This window comes from Herbaspirillum sp. CF444, assembly GCF_000282135.1.
GTDB lineage: Bacteria > Pseudomonadota > Gammaproteobacteria > Burkholderiales > Burkholderiaceae_D > Herbaspirillum.
The window spans coordinates 1-20125 of sequence record NZ_AKJW01000076.1 but is presented as its reverse complement, the minus strand read 5'-3'; the positions used below and the strand labels follow the sequence as shown (position 1 = coordinate 20125).

The following is a 20125-nucleotide window of genomic DNA, read 5'->3' as shown; positions in this document are numbered from 1 at the left end:
GGCGCCTGCCATAACTTTATGCCGCCTGCGACGATGACTTGATGCAACAGTGATAACGTCCCGCTATAATCGAACGCTTGGAAAGTGCAACACGGCAATGCGCATATCAACGCCGCCTTACTTCACGCAAATGACAATAAAACCGGACACGGCGGCGCATGCCGTGGAAATAGAAAAACTGACGCAGTCCCTGGTGCGCGAGCGCGATGCTCGTCTGCAATCCGACGCTCGTCTGGAAGGCCGTCTGCGTCAATTGCAGTTGCTGGAAGCCGTTGCCGCCGCCGCCAACCAGGCCGATTCGGTCGATGCGATTCTCCAGTTCTCCGTCGATGAAATTTGCCGCTACACCGGCTGGGCGCTGGGGCACTGCTATCACGTACGCAAGGCGGGCAAGCAGACCGCGCTGGTCTCGGCCGGCATCTGGCACGGCGCCATGCGGTCCGAATTCAGTGCTTTCCACTCTCTGACCAGCAATCCGGCCTTCCAGGCCCACAAGGATTTGCCGGGACGCGCCTTCAAGGAAGCCGCTCCGGTCTGGATCGTCAATATCGGCGTCGACCGCGATGCCCCGCGCGCCGACGCGGCGCGCGCAGCCGGCATCAGGGCCGGCATCGCCTTCCCGGTGCTGAGCGGCGGCGAAGTGGTTGCCGTGCTGGAATTCTTTTCCAGCCGCGTGTTGTCGCTGGACGACCATCTGCTGCGATTGATGAGCCTGATGCGTCAGATCGGCAGCCGCATCGGCCGCGTCGCCGAGCGTCGCCGGAACGAGCTGCGCCTCATGCATGAGGCTTCCCATGACGCACTGACGGGTTTGCCAAACCGTACGCTCTTCCTGCAGCAGCTGGATCTCGCGCTGCAACGCCAGTGGGAAGACGATAACGCCGGTTTCGCGGTGCTGTTCATCGACCTCGATCGCTTCAAGATCATCAACGACAGCCTCGGCCATCTGGCGGGCGACCGCATGATCATCCAGGTGGCCGCCCGCCTGAAAAACGCCGTCCGTCCCGATGTCGTCATCGGGACGAGTAGCGTCGAGACCGCCGTCGCGGTTCCGGCATATACGCTGGCGCGCATGGGCGGCGACGAATTCACCGTACTGCTGCGCAACATCTCCGACGTCAGCGAAGCCGAACGCATTGCCGAGCGTATTCAATTGGCACTGGCCTTGCCCTTCCTGATCCGGGATCAGGAAATCTACGCCAGCGCCAGCATCGGCATCGTGTTCAGCGACGTCGGCCATACGCTTGCCGACGAAGTGCTGCGCGACGCCGACCTGGCCCTGTATCGCGCCAAGGCGGCCGGCAAGAACCATTACGAAGTGTTCGACCGCAGCATGCGCAAGGGCGCCGTCAGCCGCCTGACGATAGAGACGGCGTTGCGCCACGCGTTGAAGAACAATGAGTTCGTGCTGCATTACCAGCCCATCATCGAGCTGCAGGCCGGCACCATCGTCGGCGTCGAAGCGCTGGTGCGTTGGCAGCGCGGCCCGGAGGAGCTGGTCTACCCGGGCGATTTCATCGACGTCGCCGAAGACACCGGCCTGATTCTGCACATCGGCATGTGGGTGTTGCGCGAAGCCTGCCGCCAGATGCATGCCTGGCACCGGCAATTTTCCCGCGCCAAGCCGCTGACCATCAGCGTCAACATTTCTCCGCGCCAGTTCGTGCAACCCAATCTGGTCGACCAGATCCAGCAGATCATCCACGAGACGGGCATCGATCCCAATACGCTGCGACTGGAAATCACCGAGAGCGTCACCATGGGCGACGTCGAACGCACGATCAAGATCCTGTCGCAGCTGCGCGCGCTGGGCGTGCGCTTCAGTATCGACGACTTCGGCACCGGTTATTCGTCGTTGAGCTACCTGCATCGCTTCCCGCTGGACGTGCTGAAGATCGACCGCTCCTTCGTCATGGGCATGAAGGAAGACAAGGAGCGCCTGCAAATCGTCGAAACCATCATGACGCTGGCGCGCAATCTGGGCATTGAAGTTGTGGCCGAAGGAACGGAAACGGAAATGCAGGTCGACCATCTGCGCAATCTCGGTTGCGATTTCGGCCAGGGATTTTTCTTCTCGCGCGCGCTGGCGGCGGAGACGATCACGGATCTTCTCTACGTCCCGCACCACGTGCTGGAAACCGCCTACGTCAATTCGCTGCAGGCGCTGGAGGAGTAGAACGCATCTCACGCCTATTGATGAAATGAGTTCTAATCAGCTTCTGCCTTGCGACAGCAGCCATCGCAATGATCCCGCCGGCAACAGCACGCAAATCGCCGCGCTGAAAATCAGTATGAAGCCCAGCATGTCCGGCGCGCTCGGGCGTTCGCCCAGCAACAAGACCGCGCCGCTGACGCCGACCACCGGCACCAGCAGCGTGCCGAGCGCGGCAATACCGGCCGGCAGCCTGGCAATGATTTCAAACCACAGGATGTAGCCCGCCGCCATGCCGAAAAAGATGTGATACGCCAGCGCGCAGATCACCGGCAGATGCAAGGCGCCCGGATGCGGCCAGCCTTCGAAGGACAGCAAACCGGTCAGCGCCACCAGCGCACCGATCAGCAATTGCCAGGCGGCGATCGCCAGCGGTTCGGCATCGATCTTTGCCCACTTCATGTAGACCGTTCCCGCCGCCCAGGTCAGCGCCGCCGCCAGCGCGTACAAAATTCCATGGGGTAAGCCGCCGCCGATCAACGGAGAAATCAATACCGCCAGACCGCCCGCACCCAACGCCAATCCCATGCCGCGCACGCAGTCCAGTTTTTCACCCAGCGCAATGCGCGCAAACAGCGTCGCCCACAGCGGCATCGAGTAGGTGATGATCGCCACGCGCGAAGTCGCCGCCCCGAGCTGGGCAAAGGTCAGCAGGATATTGAACAGCGCAATGTTGAGCAGGCCGGTCATCACGACGTGTACGCGGTCGCGCCGGCCGATGCGCAGATTGCGACCGCGTGCCAACGCCAGCACGAACAAAGTACACGCGGCAGCACCCAGCCCGATGCTGCGCAAGGTCCACGGCGACACGCCGCTGAGCGAAACCTTGACGGCAGGCCAGTTCAATCCCCAGATCACGCCGAGAACGAGCAGCAACAGCTTGGCCCTGCGGTTTTGCGCTGCGGCTTGCGGCATCGGCGGCGTGTTCAGACCGGCGCCGGTGTGGAAGCGTCGAGCGGATAAACCGGGCGACGCACCTTGCGAATCGGGAACAGGTCGAAGTTGGAACTGGTCGGGCCGCCGCTGTCGGAATCGCATTCTTCCAGCCCCTTGCTGATCGGCACGAACACCGGGCGGCAATACATGCGCGACTTCAGGATCACGTAGTCCATCGTTGCCGGATCCAGGCCGAGGCTGGTGAACACGCCCAGGTCATACGGTTCGACGCGTTCTTCGGTGATGACGATCTTCGCCGCGCCGGTGTCGAACAACACGCTGTTGCCCATGTTGATGGTCGAGCCGGTATAAATCGGACCGGACACGCGGAACACGCCGTCGGTGATCGCCAGCACCTTGCCGCTCAATTGCAGCGGCGTCTTGACGATGCCCTGCTGCGTCAGCGCCACCTTGTTGCCGACCGCCAGCGTGACCGTACCGCCCACGCCGGCTTTCAGCAATTGCGCGACCGCTTCCGGATCGCTGATCGGACCGGCGGCGATGCCGCGCATGCCTTCGGCCAGCGCCGCTTCCAGGACGTCCATGGTGTTGCAGGTGCCGCCCGACATGACGTTGTCGCTGTGGTCCAGCAGCAGCACGGGTCCCTTGCCCGGGCCGGCGGCCATCTCGCGCGCATGCGCCAGCGATTGGCGCAGCGGCTGGCTGTCATAGACGAAATCGTCGCGCTCGGCCCAGATCTGTTGCGCGATCGTATCGGCGACGCTTTGCGCCAGCGTCGCATCGTTGTCGGTCACGACCACCACCGACATGCCGGCATCGCGGAAGTCGGACAAGGGAAATCCCGCCAGCACCGACACGGCCAGCACGCCGGCTTGCTTTTCCGCCAGCTTGGCCTGTTCCACCGCGCGCTGCATGGCCGATGCCGAAGTGTTGCTGGTCAGCGTCGCCGACAGCAGCGGCACTTGCCGCCAGCCGGTGACCGGACGCGACTTCTCCTGCAGCAATTCCAGCAGCAGGCGGCCGGCGTGCTCGCCGGTTTCGTACATGTCGATATGCGGATAGGTCTTGAAGCTGACGATGACGTCGGCGTTGTCGACCATCTTTTGCGTGACGTTGCCGTGCAGGTCGAGCGCCACGCACATCGGCACCCGAGGCGCGATCTTGCGGATGCGTTCGAGCAGCGCGCCTTCGCCATCGTCGGCGTTCTCCGCCACCATGGCACCGTGCAGGTCTAGCATGATGGCGTCGCAGCCGCCTTCGATGGCGCGCACGATGGCGTCGGTCATCAGCGTATAGGCATCGGCCGCCACCGTCGCGCTCGGATTGGCCGTGGCGGACAGCGGCGTCACGATGGACGCCGACATGCCGTCGGCGATATCGAGGAAAGCGCCCATCGCGGTGCGCGCGCCTTTCTGATCCTGATAGGCGGCGCCGTCCCATTGCGGCGCGAAGGCTGCCAGCGGCGTCGGGATCGGCGAGAAGGTATTGGTCTCGTGGTTCAGGCGGGCGACGACAATCTTTAACGGCATGACAAATTCCTTGGCAATGTTCAGACTACTTTTGCGCTTGCCAGCATGGCATGCAACAGCACGTTCGCGCCGGCTTCCAGATGCTCGGGTTTGGCGTCTTCGATTTCGTTATGGCTGACGCCGTCCTTGCACGGCACGAAAATCATGCCGGCCGGCGCCAGGCGCGCGGCGTAGATTGCATCGTGACCGGCGCCCGAGACCACGTCCATCGTCGCGTAGCCGAGCATCGCCGACGCATTGCGCACTTCGCCGACGCAGTCGGGATGGAAAGGGCAGGGCGGGAAGTAAGACACGCGCTCCAGCTCGATCTTCAGGCCAGTCTTCCGACGGGTTTGTTCGAGATACGCCAGCAGGTCTTCGTGCATCTGGTTCAGCGTTTCACCGCTGACGTTGCGCAGGTCGATGGAAAATTTCACCTGCCCCGGAATCACGTTGCGGCTGTTCGGCATCACCTGCACCTGGCCGACCGTGCCGCGGCCGTAAGGTGGATAGCGATTCGCAATTGCCACGACTTCCTGCATGATGTAAGTCGACACTTGCAGCGCATCCTTGCGAATTTCCATCGGCGTCGGACCGGCGTGCGATTCGAAACCGGTGACCGTGCAGTCGTACCAGGACAGGCCGAGCACGGCGGGCACCACGCCGATGACGGTGTCGGCGTTTTCCAGTACCGGACCTTGTTCGATATGCGCTTCGTAATACGCACCGATCGGATGGTCGCCGCATTGTTGTTCGCCGATGTAGCCGATGCGTGTCAGTTCATCTTTCACGTTTTTGCCGTCGACGTCGGTCGCACTGTAAGCATGCTCCAGCGTGAATGCGCCGCAGAATACCCCCGAGCCCATCATCACCGGCACGAAGCGCGAACCTTCTTCGTTGGTCCACACCGCGACTTCGATCGGCGCTTCGGTCTGGATGTTGTGCTGGTTCAGCGTGCGGATCACCTCCATACCGGCCAGCACGCCGTAGTTGCCGTCGAACTTGCCGCCGGTCGGCTGCGTGTCGATGTGCGAACCGGTGACCACCGGCGGCAGATCGTTGTTGCGGCCGGCGCGGCGCATGAAGATGTTGCCGATCTGGTCGACGACGACGCTCATGCCTTCCTGTCTGGCCCAGCTGCTGACGAGGTCGCGCCCCTGCTTGTCGAGATCGGTCAGCGCCAGGCGGCAGACGCCGCCCTTGGGTGTCGCGCCGATGGCGCCGAGATCCATCAGAGAATTCCACAGGCGTTTTCCGTCGATGCGTAAATTGGTGATGCTGGTTTTCATGTCCATGAATGACTCCGTCAAATTCGGTTTGTACTGCAACTCAATGCTCGACTTAAGCAGTTAAATTTAGGCAGCAAGATTTACGCCAAGATAGCGATCCTTCGCGCTGTCGTCGGCGAGGAATTCTGCGTTGGTCGCGGTATAGGCGATGCGCCCCTGCTCCACAATGTAATGCCGGTCCGCCAGTTGCGTGCAGACCTCCAGATTTTGCTCGACCAGGATGATGGACATGCCGGTCGCCTTGATCAGTTTGATCTGCGCCACGATCTCGTCGACGATCACCGGCGCCAGACCTTCGACCGGTTCATCGAGCATCAAGACCTTGGGATGCGTCATCAGCGCGCGCGCAATCGCCAGCATCTGCTGCTCGCCGCCGGACAATTGGCCGCCGCCGTTCTTGCGGCGCTCCTTGAGGCGCGGGAAGATCTTGTACACGTCGTCCAGTCCCCAGGCCGAATCCTTGCGCGCCGCCATGGTCAGGTTTTCTTCTACCGTCAGCAGCTTGAAGATGCCGCGATGTTCAGGCACCAGGCACACGCCGCGCGCGGCGATCTTGTAGGCTGGCAGGCCGGCGACGTTATTGCCTTCGAACATGACCTTGCCCTGGCGCGGTTCGACCACGCCGACGATGCTTTTCAGGGTCGTGCTCTTGCCGGCGCCGTTGCGGCCCAGCAGCGTGATCACTTCGCCGGCGGCAACCTGCAGCGACACGCCTTGCAGAATGTGGCTCTTGCCGTAGTAGCTGTGAATGTCTTGTACGTTGAGAATCACGTTGTTTCTCCTGCCTTCGTTTCAGCTTTCTTCCCACCGGTAATCATGCTGCCCAGATAAGCGCGGCGCACGCGTTCATCGTTGCGGATGTCGTTGGGTTTGCCCTGCGCCAGAATCTGCCCCTGCTGCATCACGGTGATGCTGTCGGAGATATCCATCACGATGTCCATGTTGTGTTCGATCAGCACCACGGTGTAGTTGTCGCGCAGGCTGTGGATCAGTTTCTTCATGTCGGCGATGTCGTCGATGCCCATGCCGGAGGTCGGCTCGTCGAGGAAGATCACCTTGGGCTGACCCGCCATCGCCATGCCGACTTCCAGACGGCGTTGCTGGCCGTGCGAGAGTTCGGAAGAGAGACGATCGGCGACGCCTTGCAGATTCAGGCGCGTCACCAGTTGCTCGGCAATGTCGCAGGCCTGGCGCAGCAACTCAGGCCGCTTCCATGGATTGAGCGCCTGCGCCGGGCGCGTGCCTTGCGCCGCCAGTCGCAGGTTTTCACGCACGCTCAGATTGGGAAACAGGCTCGTTACCTGGAACGAACGCGCCAGACCTTTGCGCACGCGCTTGTAACCTGGCAGGTGCGAGACTTCCTCGCCTTCGACCAGGATGCTGCCTTCGGTGATCGGCGTGGTGCCGGTCAGCGTGTGGAACAGCGTGGTTTTGCCGGCGCCGTTGGGGCCGATGACGGAATGCACCGTGCCGGGCAGAATATCCAGCGTGATGTTGTTGACGGCGGTGAACTTGCCGTAGCGCTTGGTCACGTTCACCGCTTTGAGGATGGGCGTGCTCATCAATGGATCTCCTTGGCGACGACGGCGCCTGGTTTTGCGCCCGGGCGCAGGCGTTGCAGCAGCGATTGCGCAAGACCGTACAAGCCCTTGTGCATGTACAGGCTCACGCCGATCAGCAGGAAGCCGAGCAGCATCAGCCAGCGCGGCCACAGCGTCGACAGCCAGTTGCCGACCAGCACGTAGAAGGACGCGCCCAGCACCGAGGCAAACAGGTTGCCGGTGCCGCCGATCACGGTCATGATCAGGACGGCTTCGCTGGTGTGGTATTCGATGTTGGACAAGGGGGCGACGCCGGTCATCATCGCGTGCAGGCCGCCAGCGAGTCCGGTCACCGCGCCCGAGATGACGAAGGCCGCAAGCTTCAGCAAGGTCACGTCGTAGCCTACCGCGGAAGCGCGCGCCTCGTTGTCGCGTACCGCCAGCAGCGTACGGCCCAGCACCGAATCCACTACGCGCTGCAACAGCCAGAACACCACCACGAACAGGATCGCCACGAAGCTGTAGTACTGCCACGACGAGGTGGTCGGCAACAGCGTATGGCCCAACACCGACAGGTTAGGGCGTGGAATGTCGAGCAGGCCGTTGTCGCCACCGGTGATGTCCTTCATCGTATAGGCGAGGAAGTAGAACATCTGCGCAAACGCCAGCGTCAGCATGACGAAGTAAGTGCCCTTCTGGCGAATCGAAAACCAGCCGACCAGCAACGCAATCAGTCCACCGATGACGGCGGCGATCAGCAGGGAGATCAGCAGCGGCGCTTTCAGGTGCAGCAGCGCCAGACCGGTGGCATAACTGCCGATGCCGAAGAAGATCCCCTGGCCGAAGGACATCAGGCCGGTATAGCCGAGCAGCAGATTGCAACCGAGTGCGGCCAATGCGTAGATCAATACCTCGGTCGCCAGCGTGCCGGAACCGACGCACAGCGGCAGCAGCAAGACCACGGCGATGGCCAGCAGCGTAAAGCGGAAATGAGCAATATGTTTCATGGCGGTCTCCTCAGCTGGCGCGGCCGAGCAGGCCGTTGGGACGCAGCAGCATGACCGCCGCCATCGCCACGTAAATCATCAGGTGCGCGCCTTCCGACCACACCGTGCTCATCACGCTTTGCACGATGCCGACCAGGATGCCGCCCACCAGCGCACCGGAGAAACTGCCGAGGCCGCCGATCACCACCACCACGAACGCGATGCCCAGGGCTTCCACGCCCATGAATGGTTCCACGCCGCGGATCGGCGCCGCCAGCGCGCCCGCCAGGCCGGCGGTGAACGCGCCGAGTGCGAACACCAGGCTGAAAATGCGGTCGATGTTCAAGCCCAGCAGCGACACCATTTCAGTCGACTCGCTGCCGGCGCGCACGATGGAACCGAGGCGCGTGCCTTCAAGAATCCACCACAGCAGCAGCGCCATCACGGCAGTGAAAGCGATCACGAAAAGACGGTATTTCGGATACACGAAACCGCCGGCCATCACCACGCCTTGCAACAGGTCCGGCGGCGAAATATTGTTCCCCAGCGGACCCCAGTAAGAGATCACGGCCTCCTGCAACACCAGCGCAAGACCGACCGTGAACAGAATATGGAAATGATGCGGCAACGCATAAATGTGGCGTAATACGAAGCGCTCAACCAGAAACGCGAACACGCCGACGACGATGGGGGCGATCAGCAGGGACCACCAGAAATTGACGCCCATTTCGCCGAGCTGGAAGCAGAAATAAGCACCCAGCAGGAAAAACGCGCCATGCGAAAAATTGACGAAACGCAGCAGGCCGAACACGATGGACAAGCCCACCGCCAGCAGGAAATACAGCATGCCGATGCCGACGCCGTTGGCAATTTGCAGCAGATAGATATTCATGAAACCTCGAAACGCTTGTGCAAGCAGCTTGCAGGAGTGTGCGAAATTGGCGCCGTGCGAGGGAAGTGCACGGCGCCGCGCAGAAACGAACTTACGACAACAGAGTTAACCCAGTTTGCACATGGTTTTGTCGAGCGCCAGGAACGATTTTCCTGAGGAAATGATGTCCGCATAGTCGTTCTTGTTGCGCATCTTAGCCTTGGCCTTGCCCTTGAGCAGGTAGTAGTTCTTGATGACCTGATGATCGCCCTTGCGGATTTCTTCGGTGCCGGTCAGGCCTTCGTACTTCATGCCTTCCATCGCTGCGATGACTGCTTTCGGATCGGTGCTGTTGGCCTTGATGATGGCGTCGAGCACGATCTTGGTACAGATGTAGGAACCGGCCAGGCTGTAGTTCGGGTCGATCTTCAGCGAATCGTTGACCAGCTTGACGAACTCCTTGTTGAACGGCGAATCGATGGCGTGCCAGTATTGCGCGCCGAAGTAGACGCCGTCGCAGATGTCCGCGCCCAGTGTTTCGAACTGTTCCAGACCCGAGGCCCAGGCCATCAGGATGGTGCAGTTGTTCTTCATGCCGAAGCTCACGGCCTGGCGCAGCGTGTCCGACGATTGCGAACCGAAATTCAACAATAGCAGGACGTCCGGCTTGGCGGCCATGGCGTTGGTGAGGTAGCCGCTGAATTCTTTTTCGGCCAGCGAGTGGTAGCTGTTGCCGACGTGCTCGATGCCTTTTTCCTTGAAGATCGCCTTGGCTGCGTTCAACAGGCCGTCGCCGAAAACATACTGCGGCGTGATGGTATACCAGCGTTTGGCATTCGGCATTTTTTCCAGCAGCGGGCGCACGGTTTGCTCGATCGCGCCGAAGGTCGGCACCGACCAGCGGAAGGTGGCGCGATTGCAATCGCTGCCGGTGATTTCATCGGCGCCGGCGGTGGTGATGAAAATGCCGCCGCCTTTTTCCGCTTCCTTGCCCATCGCCAGCGCTTCGCCGGAGAGAATGCCGCCGGCAAAAAAGCGCGTGCCCTTTTCCATTGTCTCTTGCATCTTGCGCACGGCGGTCGCCGGTTTCCCTTCGGTGTCCAGCGTGGCGTAGCTCAGGTTCTTGCCGAGCACCTTGCCGTATTTTTGCAGCACCAGCTTCATGCCCATGTCGGCGTATTTGCCGTTGGCGGCGAACGGGCCGGACATCGGAACCGGGCAGCCGAACTGGATCGCATCGGCCTGCGCAAACACATCGGTATAAGACAAAGCACCTGGTGCGGCGAGTGCGGACAACTTGAGAAAATCACGACGATTCATCATATTCACATCTCCAAAAATGACTGCGCATTGAAAGGGCTAAATCAATCTATTGTGACGCAAGTTCCATGCCCATGACGACGAAAAAATCACCATGCGGACGCGGAAGAATCTACTGATGGGGCACGTGGAAATACGCCGCATTTACCTGGGTAAAAACGGCGTGATGATGAAGGTTTTGCGACCTTGCGCGCATGCGTATGGACGAATGCTGCAAACCATGATGGCGATGGATCATGTTGCTCCTCCTGATTGAATGTCTCTGTTTGTTTTTGTATGTCGTTTTTATTTTTTACTGCCGCGAATGCCGGCATGGTCATGTGTTTTTACACGCCTGCTTTTGACTTTTTCGCGTTACTGCATGCTACGTGAATTACTTGCTGCATTGATTTTTCTTTTGATGAATTTAATTCTCCAATTTCGTCGATGCCGGTGCGTTTTCAACATCGCTTTGCACCATCAATTCCCTCTGTTGCACCAATACTTCACGTTGCAAAATTCAACACTGAAAACAGCGACGGCATGAGGTTCGCTCATGCCGTTTTTTTAGAACTCATTTCATCGCGATTTCAGATGAACCGCAGACTTACTTCATCTGCGGGAAAGCGAACTCGGCGCCGGCGCTGGCGGTGTTCGGCCAACGCTGCATCACGGCTTTGGCGCGGGTGTAGAAGCGCACGCCTTCCGGACCGTAGACGTGATGGTCGCCGAACAGGCTGCGCTTCCATCCGCCGAAACTGCTGAACGCCATCGGCACCGGCAGCGGCACGTTGACGCCGACCATGCCGACTTCGATCTGGCGCACGAACTCGCGCGCCGCGCCGCCGTCGCGCGTGAAGATGGCGACGCCGTTGCCGTATTCGTGGTTGTTGATCAGCTCGACGGCTGTGGCGACATCGGGTGCGCGCAACACGCACAACACCGGTCCGAAAATTTCTTCCTTGTAGATGGTCATCTCGGGCGTGACGTGATCGAACAGGGTGCCGCCGACGAAGAAGCCGTTTTCACGACCCGGCACCTTGAAGCCGCGACCGTCGACCACCAGCTTCGCGCCTTCTTCGACGCCCTTGCCGATCAAGCCTTCGATGCGCGCTTTCGCCGCAGCGGTGACGACCGGACCCATTTCGGCGTCTTTTTCCATGCCGTCGTTGATCTTCAGATTGCGCGTGCGTTCGGCCAATGCGGCAACCAGCTTGTCGCCGGCGTCGCCGACCGCAACCGCCACCGAGATCGCCATGCAGCGTTCGCCGGCCGAACCGTAGGCCGCGCCGATCAGTGCATCGACCGCGACTTGCATGTCGGCGTCGGGCATGACGACCATGTGATTCTTGGCGCCGCCCAAGGCCTGCACGCGCTTGCCCTTGGCGCTGCCGCGTGCATAGATGTATTCGGCGATCGGGGTCGAGCCGACGAAGCTGATGGCTTTGACTTTCGGATGATCGAGCAGCGCGTCGACGGTGACCTTGTCGCCCTGGATCACGCTGAAGACGCCGTCCGGCAAACCGGCTTGCTGCAGCAGCTCGGCGATCAGCAGCGAGGCCGACGGATCGCGTTCGGACGGCTTGAGGATGAAGCAGTTGCCGCAGGCCAGCGCGATCGGGAACATCCACATCGGCACCATCGCCGGAAAGTTGAACGGCGTGATGCCGGCCACCACGCCCAGCGGCTGGCGCATCGACCAGGCGTCGATGCCGCGTGCGATCTGGTCGGTGTATTCGCCCTTGAGCATTTGCGGAATGCCGACCGCGTATTCGACCACTTCAATGCCGCGCGCGACTTCGCCTTGTGCGTCGGAGAAAGTCTTGCCGTGTTCACGGGTGAGGATGGCGGCGAAGTCGTCGGCGTGTTGCTGGATCAGGTTCAGAAACTTGAACAGCACGCGTGCACGCGTCAGCGGCGGCGTGTTGGACCAGGCCGGGAAGGCGGCGACCGCAGTGGCGACGGCGGTGTCGACTTCTGCCGCCGTGCCCAGCGCAACGCGCGCTACCGCAACGCCCAGTGCCGGGTTGAATACATCGGCGTAGCGGTCGCTGTCGGTGTCGACGCGGCGGCCGCCGATGAAGTGAGTAATTTTTTCCATGTTGTGCAGATACTTTTCAGATTAATCCAGGGTTTTCAGAATCGCAGCGAGCTTGCCGAACAGTTCGTCGATGTGTTTTTTCTCGATGACCAGCGGCGGCGACAAGGCGATGATGTCGCCGGTCACGCGGATCAGGATGCCGTCGTTGAAGGCGCGGCGGAAGGCGTCGTAGGCGCGCGCGCCCGGCTTGCCCGGAATCGACGACAGCTCGATGCCGGCGATCATGCCGATGGTGCGGATGTCGATCACGTTCGGCAGGCCGCGCAGCGCATGGGCGGCCTCCTGGAAGTAGTCGGCGACGCCGTTGGCGTGTTCGAGGATGCCGTCCTGTTCGAAGATGTCGAGCGAGGCCAGGCCGGCGGCGCAGGCCAGCGGATGGCCGGAGTAGGTGTAGCCGTGGAACAGTTCGATGCCGTCCGGACCGTTCATGAAGGCGTCGTGGACATGTGGTTTGACGAACACCGCGCCCATCGGCACCACGCCGTTGGTCAGGCCTTTGGCGGTGGTGAACAGGTCCGGTTCGACGTCGAAGTAGTCCGACGCGAACGGCGTGCCGAGGCGGCCGAAGCCGGTGATGACTTCATCGAAAATCAGCAGGATGCCGTGCTTGGTGCACAGCTCGCGCAGGCGCTTCAGGTAGCCCTTGGGCGGAATCAGCACGCCGGTGGAGCCGGCCACCGGTTCGACGATGACGGCGGCGATGTTGGAGGCGTCATGCAACGCGACCAGGCGTTCCAGTTCGTCGGCCAGGTGGGTGCCGTATTCCGGCTCGCCCTTGGTGAAGGCGTTCTTTTCGAGGTTGTGCGTGTGCGGCAGGTGATCGACGCCTTGCAGCAGCGCCGAGTTGAAGGTCTTGCGATTGCCGCCGATGCCGCCGACCGACATGCCGCCGAAACCGACGCCGTGGTAGCCGCGCTCACGGCCGATCAGGCGGGTACGGGTGGCGTCGCCGCGCACGCGGTGATAGGCCAGGGCGATTTTCAGGGCGGTGTCGACTGCTTCCGAACCGGAGCCGGTGTAGAACACTTGCGAAAAACGGTTGCCGGTGTATTGCTTCAGGCGCTCGGCCAGCTCGAATGCCATTGGATGGCCGAGCTGGAAGGACGGCGCATAGTCCAGCGTCGCCACGGCTTTTTGCACGGCGGAGACGATCTTGGGCTGTGCGTGTCCCAGCGGCACGCACCACAGGCCGGCGGTGCCGTCCAGGATGGCGTTGCCGGCGTCGTCGCGGTAGTACATGCCTTCCGCCGAGACCAGCATGCGCGGGCTGGCCTTGAAGTTGCGGTTGGCCGTATAAGGCATCCAGTAAGCGGACAGATCGGAAGAGGACAGTGGTTTGTTCATTTCAGGCGCACCTTGGGCGGTTGAAGATGCTCGATTATTGCGAGACGCGGCCGGTATTGTTAGATACACTTTGGAATTAAGTGGAAAACTGTATTGTTCAATTCAACAATCTGTATTGATGACAGTTGTCGTCAAGGCAAGTCCCGACAGGCGGATGTAAAGAGGATGCAATGGCAAAGGCGCAGCGCGAAGCGGTTTACCTGACACTGGAAAGAAATGGCGCGAAAGGTGCTGCGCGCCTGGTCGAGCAAGTGGTGAGCGGATTGGCGCAATCGATAGCACAGGGCGGCCTGCGCTCGGGCGAGCGCCTGCCCTCGGTGCGTCAATTTGCCGAATCGCATGGCATCGGCGCCTCCACCGTGGTCGAGGCTTACGAGCAACTGGTGGCGCGCGGCCTGCTGGTGGCGCGGCGCGGAGCGGGTTTCTTCATCGCGCCCAAAGGGACGAACATTCCTCCCAACCTAGCCTTCACGCCGCCGGAGCCGGTCATCGACTCGGCCTGGCTGCTGTCGGAAATGTTCGCCGACGAGCGCGTGCCGATCAAGGCCGGCTGCGGCTGGCTGCCGGGAAAATGGCTCGACGACGAAGGCTTGCACCAGGCCGAACGCCGCATCATCCGCTCGCCCGGCGCGCAGCAGGTCGGCTACGGCCATCCCTACGGCTATGCGCCGCTGCGCCAGATCATCTGCCAGTTCCTGGCGAACTGGTCGCTGGAAGTTTCATTGGATCAGGTGCTGACTTCTCACGGCGCGACGCAAGGCCTGGACCTGATCATCCGCACCATGGTCAAGCGCGGCGATACGGTGCTGGTCGACGATCCCGGTTACTGCAACCTGATCGCCATGCTGAAGATGGCCGACCTCAACGTGATCGGCATCCCGCGCACGCCCACCGGCGTCGACACCGAGATGCTGGAAACGCTGGCGCGCACGCACAAGCCGAAGCTCTTCTTCACCACCAGCGTGCTGCACAATCCGACCGGCACCTCGTACACGCCGGCCTGCGCGATGCGCGTGTTGCAGGCGGCCGAGCGGCATGGATTCTGGGTGGTGGAAGATGATATTTTCCGCGAACTGGGCCAGCCCACCGATCCGATGCTGGCGGCGCTGGACGGCTTGCAGCGCGTGATCTATGTCGGCAGTTATTCCAAGACCATCGCGCCCTCGCTGCGCCTGGGCTTCATCGCCTGCCAGCGCGACCTGGCTCGCCAGTTGGTGCATACCAAGATGGTGCTGAGCCTGACCAATTCCGAAATCAACGAACGCCTGGTGCACAGCGTGCTGACCGAAGGCCATCACCGCCGCCACGTCGAGAATCTGGCGGCTTCCTTGCTCAATGCGCAATCGCGCGTCAACGGCAAGCTCGGCGAGACCGGCCTGACGCCGTTCACCACGCCGCGCGGCGGCATGTTTTCGTGGGCCAAACTGGATGGCTGCGAACTGAGCGCGCGCGAGATCGCCGATCGCGCACGGCAGAAGGGCATCTGGCTGGCGCCGGGAGAGTTCTTCCATCTCACGCCGCCGGACGAGCCGTGGTTCCGTTTCAACGTGGCGTATGCGGATGCGCCCGAGTTGTATGAATTTTTCCGCACGCTTTGATGTCCATAGCAATTCCTCCTTCCATCATCCGATGATCTCTTGAAGAAAATGACGCAAAAATTCAACCCTGACTACGCAAGTTCGGCCGGCATTCGCGCCGTGGTGTTCGATTTCGGCGGCGTGCTGTTCGACTGGAGTCCGTTGCACTTGTATCAAAACCTGATTCCCGACGCCGCCGAGCGCGAGCACTTTCTGACCAATGTCTGTTCGCCCGACTGGAACATTCGCCAGGATGGCGGCCGCACGCTGCAGGAAGGCACCGAATTGCTGGTGGCGCAGCATCCGCAGCATGAACCGATGATCCGCGCCTTCTATGACCGCTGGCCGGAAATGCTGCGCGGGCCGCTGCATGACGGCGTCGAATTGTTGCGGACTTTGCATGAGAAGGAAGTCCCGCTGTTCGGCCTCACCAACTGGTCGTCGGAGACTTTTCCGTATGCGCTGGCGAACTACGATTTCCTGCAGATCTTCCGCGACATCGTGGTGTCGGGAACGGAGCAATGCATCAAGCCGGACGACGTGATTTATCAGATCGCGCTGACGCGTTACGGCAAGCATCTGCCGAATCTGAAACCAGCGGAACTGGTCTTCCTCGACGACTCGGCGAAGAATGTCGAAGCAGCGCGCCGCCTCGGCTGGCATGCGATCCATCATGTCGATTGCGCCGAGACGGTGAAGCAGCTGCGTGAGCTGGGATTGCCCGTTTAAGTCGGTCTAGCGGCGCGTGTACGCAGAGAGATGTTCGCGCCACGCGTCGGGTTCACCCAGCCAACGGCCGGCATCGAGCATTTCGAAGCGGCCGTCCTGCTCCAGCACAAAGGTCGGAAAACCATGGCCGCCGACCTGCGCCAGCAAGCGGCGGCTGGCGGCGACGTGCTGCTGTAATTCTGCTTCGCCGATGCGCGCATACGCTTGTACGAATGCAGCGCCATCCAATCCCAGTTCCTCCGCCAGCGCGCGCAGTACCTCGGCATCGGCAACACGTTTGCCTTCCACGTAATGCGCCGCCTGCAAGCGCGCCAGCATGTCGAGGCCGCGTCCGGCGATTTCTTCCGCGGCCAGAATCGCCCTGATCGGGGGCGCCGAATCGAAGACGGCGGTGTCGTCCAACAGCAAGCCGTTGAAGTAGTCGTCGCCGAATGGCTGGCCGGTTAATTCGGCGATCCGATGGTCGTAGGGCATGACGTAATTGCGCAGGGCCGGGCTGACCTGCTGGCGGTTCGTGCCCATCATCATGCCGCCGCCATGGCCGATCACCGGCATGACTTCGCGTGCAACTGCGGCCAGCGGCGCGGCGCCGTAGCACCAGCCGCACAGCGGGTCGTAGATGTAATGCAGCGCAGTAGTGCCGCTGGTGTTGTGAGTACTCATGATGCATTCCTTGAAGAGAGATCGTTAGCCTAACGTGAAACGCCGACGCATGTGCGCCGGCGATTCAAGACAGGCCCTAATTTCCGTTGAACGGCATCACCACTTCATTTCGCCCTTGGCGACCTTGGCGCTCAACTCCAGCGACGAGAAATTGGTCGGCGTCGGATAGCGTGTTTTCATCGCGGCGATCAGTGCGGCGGAGTCGGCTGCCTTGGCTGTTTCCGCATCGAAGGCCTTGATGTAATCGCGGGTGTATTGCACGGACGCGATGGTCATCGGCGCACCGGCGGCGTAGTGGCCGGGGACGACGGTTTTGGGTTTCAGCTTCTCGATGCGCGCCAGCGTGCCCAGCCAATCCTTGTGCGACTGCGCGCCTTGCGTATCGGCCATCCAGACGTGTTCGTTGCCGTCGACAACGACACCGCCGACTACCGCTTTGATCGATGGAATCCAGACGAAGCTGCGATCAGGTTGCGGACCGTCGAGGCCGATTACTTGCAGCTTCTTGCCTTCCAGCGTCAGCGTGTCGCCGTCGAGGACGTCGGGCACGATGGTTTGCTTCGGCGCATCGGCGCCCAGTTTCGGTCCCCAGAACGCCAGCTTGTGGGCGACGGTTTCCTTGATGTGGGCAACGGTTTGCGGCGTCGCCAGGATCTTCACGTCGGGATAGGCGGCCCTGATCGTGTCGAGGCCGAAGTAGTAATCCGGATCGCCGTGGCTGATGTAGACCGCGACCAGTTTCTTGCCGCCGGCGCGGATCTTTTCCACCACTTGCTCTGCCTGCGCGCGGCCGAATTGGGCGTCGACCAGGATCGCATCCTGCTTGCCGGTGACCAGCACCGAGCTGACCGGGAACAGCGCGCTGTCGCCGGGGTTATAGACGTCCAGCTTGAGGGCATCGCTGGATGCAGTTGTCGCAGCAGCGGCGCTGCCGGCGGCAAAGATGCCGACGGCGACAGCCAGCGCCAGCAGCGGACGGGAAATGGTACGGAAGCTCGAATGCATGTTCATCTCTCCAAAACAGTTTAAGAACGGTTTAATAACGATTTAAGTGCGGGAAAAAGTGCGACGGATGAAGATTAATGATTTATTTGTTTTGGAAAAACAGCATAATGAAACATAGTTTGTTTCTTAAATCGTGCAGATGATCGATATATCAAGCGGAAGAACCGAGGGGTCGGCATGGACAGATTGACCGCAATGCAGGTGTTCGTGAGCGTCGTCGACAGCGGCAGCCAGTCGGCGGCGGCCTTGCAGCTGGACATGTCGCGTCCGGTGGTTTCACGCTATCTGGCGGAGCTCGAAGAATGGGTCGGCGCGCGTCTGCTGCACCGGACCACGCGCCGCCTGAGCCTGACGCAGGCCGGCAACGAGATTCTCGAACGTTGCCGCCAGATGCTGTCCTCCGCGAGCGACTTGCAGAATGCCGTCAACCAGCCGCAGCAGGCGCCCAGGGGCTTGCTGCGCATCACCACGACGACGTCGTTCGGTCCGCAACTGGCGCGCGCCGTGACGGCTTACTGCAAGCGCTATCCCGGCGTGGCGGTTGATCTGATGATGCTGGACCGCACCGTCAACCTGGTGGAAGAACGTATCGATCTGGCGATCCGCATGACCACGCGGCTCGATCCCAGCCTGATCGCGCGCAAGCTGTCGGTGTGTCGTTCAACGATCTGCGCGTCGCCCGATTATCTGCGCGAACACGGCACGCCGAAGAAGGTGGCGGACTTGGCGCTGCACAACTGCCTGACGCATTCCTACGTTGGGAAAAGCCTGTGGGAGTTCGATCACAAGGGCAAGCACAGTTCGGTTGCGGTCAGCGGCAACATCAGCGCCAATGAAGCGATGGTCTTGCTGTCCGCCGCACTGGCCGGCGCCGGCATCGCGCATTTGCCGGCCTATGCGGCCGCACCGTATGTGGCGTCGGGAAAATTGGTGGCGCTGCTGCCGCAATACGAGCCGACCGTGCTCGACATTTATGGCGTGTATGCCTCGCGCAAGCACATGCCGGCGACCTTGCGCACCATGCTGGATTTTCTGGCGGAGCGGTTTACCGGCGAGCCGGAGTGGGGTGAGGGTTAGGGCGGGAATTAAGGCGTGATGCTGAGCAGCTTGTGCACGAGTTCGGAAGACGTCGCCGCGCCGAACTTGCGCATGAGCCGGGCGCGATGCATTTCCACGGTACGCGGGCTGAGTTCGACCTGGCGCGCGATCAGCTTGCTGGTCTTGCCTTCCACCAGCAACGCGGCGATCTCGCGTTCGCGCGGCGTCAGTCCCGGCGCCAGGGGGCGTTTGGCGCTGACGTCTTCAAAGGTCCAGATGCCGGCCGCATGCGGATCGCCCTGTACCAGCGACGCGCCGGTGACGTGACACCAGAACATCTCGTCGTTGGCGCGCTTCATGATGCGTTCGTCGGAGTAGAAACCCTTTTCGTTGAGGATAGGCACCAGCCGCACGCCGGTGCGTTCGAACTCGTCGGGCGTCGGATACAGCACCATGAACGAGAGCCCCGACAATTCGCCCGGCGCGTAACCGAACATCTTCGCCAGCGCCAGGTTGCTTTGCTGGATGACGCGGTTATGCGATACGCACATGCCGATAGGGGCATGCATGAATACTTGTTCGAAGTCGACGAGATGCGAGTTGCTCATTGTTCGTTGCTAATTCTTGTATCGTAAAAATACTGGTCAGGATTCTGGATTCTAAAGCCTGGCGGCCATTTTGGGGCCTGTTACCCATCAATTTGCGAGTGCGAACGCGCGGCAGGCGTTGACTGCCTAGGCGCAGCGACGCGATGTAGCGGTGCTACGGCAAGGAGCTGCAACACCGGCAGGCGACGCCTGCAGCCGTTCCCGGAGGGTTCAGCCAGAAAGCGCGCTGGCTGCGTTGCATGGCTTGCAGGTGGACCCACCACCTGCTACGCCACGCGCCTTGCCAGCACGCTTTCTGGCTGAACGCATCTCACAAATTGATGGGTAACAGGCCCCAAGTATTTTTACCGTATTGTTGGCGCTGTACCCGCGTCCTATGATGCCAGCTGACATTTTCAAACTATAAGAATCGAAAGGAGACCTGAGCGTATGAACAAAGTCTATCCCGACGCGTCCA

Annotated in this window: 17 protein-coding genes; 4 read left to right on the top strand and 13 right to left on the bottom strand. The window is 61.2% G+C overall.

Features of this window, described 5'->3' with window-relative positions; genetic code table 11:
- Window positions 1-130 precede the first annotated feature (130 nt).
- Window positions 131-2176, top strand: a complete 2046-nt coding sequence (locus PMI16_RS17200; protein WP_237719881.1) for a putative bifunctional diguanylate cyclase/phosphodiesterase — start codon at window positions 131-133, stop codon at window positions 2174-2176.
- 36 nt (window positions 2177-2212) lie between these two features.
- On the opposite strand, the gene PMI16_RS17195 is transcribed toward PMI16_RS17200, so the two are convergent.
- The 10 genes from PMI16_RS17195 to PMI16_RS17150 form a co-directional block, all read right to left on the bottom strand.
- Complete coding sequence (locus tag PMI16_RS17195; RefSeq protein ID WP_007881891.1) at window positions 2213-3127, bottom strand: DMT family transporter; 915 nt, start codon at window positions 3125-3127, stop codon at window positions 2213-2215.
- Between the two features lie 11 nt (window positions 3128-3138).
- A complete protein-coding gene (locus PMI16_RS17190; protein WP_007881890.1) occupies window positions 3139-4638 on the bottom strand; it encodes a M81 family metallopeptidase in 1500 nt (499 codons plus the stop codon).
- A 20-nt stretch (window positions 4639-4658) separates the two neighbouring features.
- A complete protein-coding gene (locus tag PMI16_RS17185; RefSeq protein ID WP_007881887.1) occupies window positions 4659-5912 on the bottom strand; it encodes a Zn-dependent hydrolase in 1254 nt (417 codons plus the stop codon).
- Window positions 5913-5972: 60 nt separating this feature from the next.
- A complete protein-coding gene (locus PMI16_RS17180; protein WP_007881886.1) occupies window positions 5973-6677 on the bottom strand; it encodes an ABC transporter ATP-binding protein in 705 nt (234 codons plus the stop codon).
- Window positions 6674-7468 carry an ABC transporter ATP-binding protein gene (locus tag PMI16_RS17175; protein WP_007881884.1) on the bottom strand — a complete coding sequence of 265 codons (795 nt, stop codon included), beginning with the start codon at window positions 7466-7468 and terminating at the stop codon, window positions 6674-6676. Before PMI16_RS17175 ends, PMI16_RS17180 begins: the two co-directional genes overlap by 4 nt.
- Complete coding sequence (locus PMI16_RS17170) at window positions 7468-8454, bottom strand: branched-chain amino acid ABC transporter permease (RefSeq protein ID WP_007881882.1); 987 nt, start codon at window positions 8452-8454, stop codon at window positions 7468-7470. The genes PMI16_RS17175 and PMI16_RS17170 overlap by 1 nt, the downstream gene beginning before the upstream one ends.
- Before the next feature lie 10 nt (window positions 8455-8464).
- Entirely contained in the window at window positions 8465-9325 is an 861-nt protein-coding gene (locus PMI16_RS17165; protein ID WP_007881881.1) for a branched-chain amino acid ABC transporter permease, read from the bottom strand.
- Between the two features lie 105 nt (window positions 9326-9430).
- Window positions 9431-10624 carry an ABC transporter substrate-binding protein gene (locus PMI16_RS17160; RefSeq protein WP_034381074.1) on the bottom strand — a complete coding sequence of 398 codons (1194 nt, stop codon included), beginning with the start codon at window positions 10622-10624 and terminating at the stop codon, window positions 9431-9433.
- A gap of 586 nt (window positions 10625-11210) precedes the next feature.
- On the bottom strand, window positions 11211-12704 hold the full coding sequence (locus PMI16_RS17155; RefSeq protein ID WP_007881875.1) for a CoA-acylating methylmalonate-semialdehyde dehydrogenase: 1494 nt from the start codon (window positions 12702-12704) through the stop codon (window positions 11211-11213).
- Window positions 12705-12725: 21 nt separating this feature from the next.
- Window positions 12726-14048, bottom strand: a complete 1323-nt coding sequence (locus PMI16_RS17150; RefSeq protein WP_007881869.1) for an aspartate aminotransferase family protein — start codon at window positions 14046-14048, stop codon at window positions 12726-12728.
- A gap of 170 nt (window positions 14049-14218) precedes the next feature.
- Here PMI16_RS17150 and PMI16_RS17145 point away from each other — a divergent pair, with 170 nt between their 5' ends.
- Both PMI16_RS17145 and PMI16_RS17140 read left to right on the top strand, forming a co-directional pair.
- Window positions 14219-15646 carry an aminotransferase-like domain-containing protein gene (locus PMI16_RS17145; protein ID WP_007881868.1) on the top strand — a complete coding sequence of 476 codons (1428 nt, stop codon included), beginning with the start codon at window positions 14219-14221 and terminating at the stop codon, window positions 15644-15646.
- A gap of 48 nt (window positions 15647-15694) precedes the next feature.
- Window positions 15695-16354 carry an HAD family hydrolase gene (locus tag PMI16_RS17140; RefSeq protein WP_007881867.1) on the top strand — a complete coding sequence of 220 codons (660 nt, stop codon included), beginning with the start codon at window positions 15695-15697 and terminating at the stop codon, window positions 16352-16354.
- Window positions 16355-16360: 6 nt separating this feature from the next.
- On the opposite strand, the gene PMI16_RS17135 is transcribed toward PMI16_RS17140, so the two are convergent.
- Entirely contained in the window at window positions 16361-17017 is a 657-nt protein-coding gene (locus PMI16_RS17135) for a DsbA family protein (protein ID WP_007881866.1), read from the bottom strand.
- Between the two features lie 96 nt (window positions 17018-17113).
- Window positions 17114-18022, bottom strand: coding sequence for an MBL fold metallo-hydrolase (locus tag PMI16_RS17130; protein ID WP_007881864.1), 909 nt, complete (start codon window positions 18020-18022; stop codon window positions 17114-17116).
- Window positions 18023-18199: 177 nt separating this feature from the next.
- Between PMI16_RS17130 and PMI16_RS17125 the strand changes: the two genes are divergently transcribed.
- Window positions 18200-19099, top strand: coding sequence for a LysR family transcriptional regulator (locus PMI16_RS17125; RefSeq protein ID WP_007881862.1), 900 nt, complete (start codon window positions 18200-18202; stop codon window positions 19097-19099).
- A gap of 8 nt (window positions 19100-19107) precedes the next feature.
- Here the strand turns inward: PMI16_RS17125 and PMI16_RS17120 are convergent, their stop codons facing one another.
- Entirely contained in the window at window positions 19108-19668 is a 561-nt protein-coding gene (locus PMI16_RS17120; protein ID WP_007881861.1) for a PAS and helix-turn-helix domain-containing protein, read from the bottom strand.
- Window positions 19669-20125 lie beyond the last annotated feature (457 nt).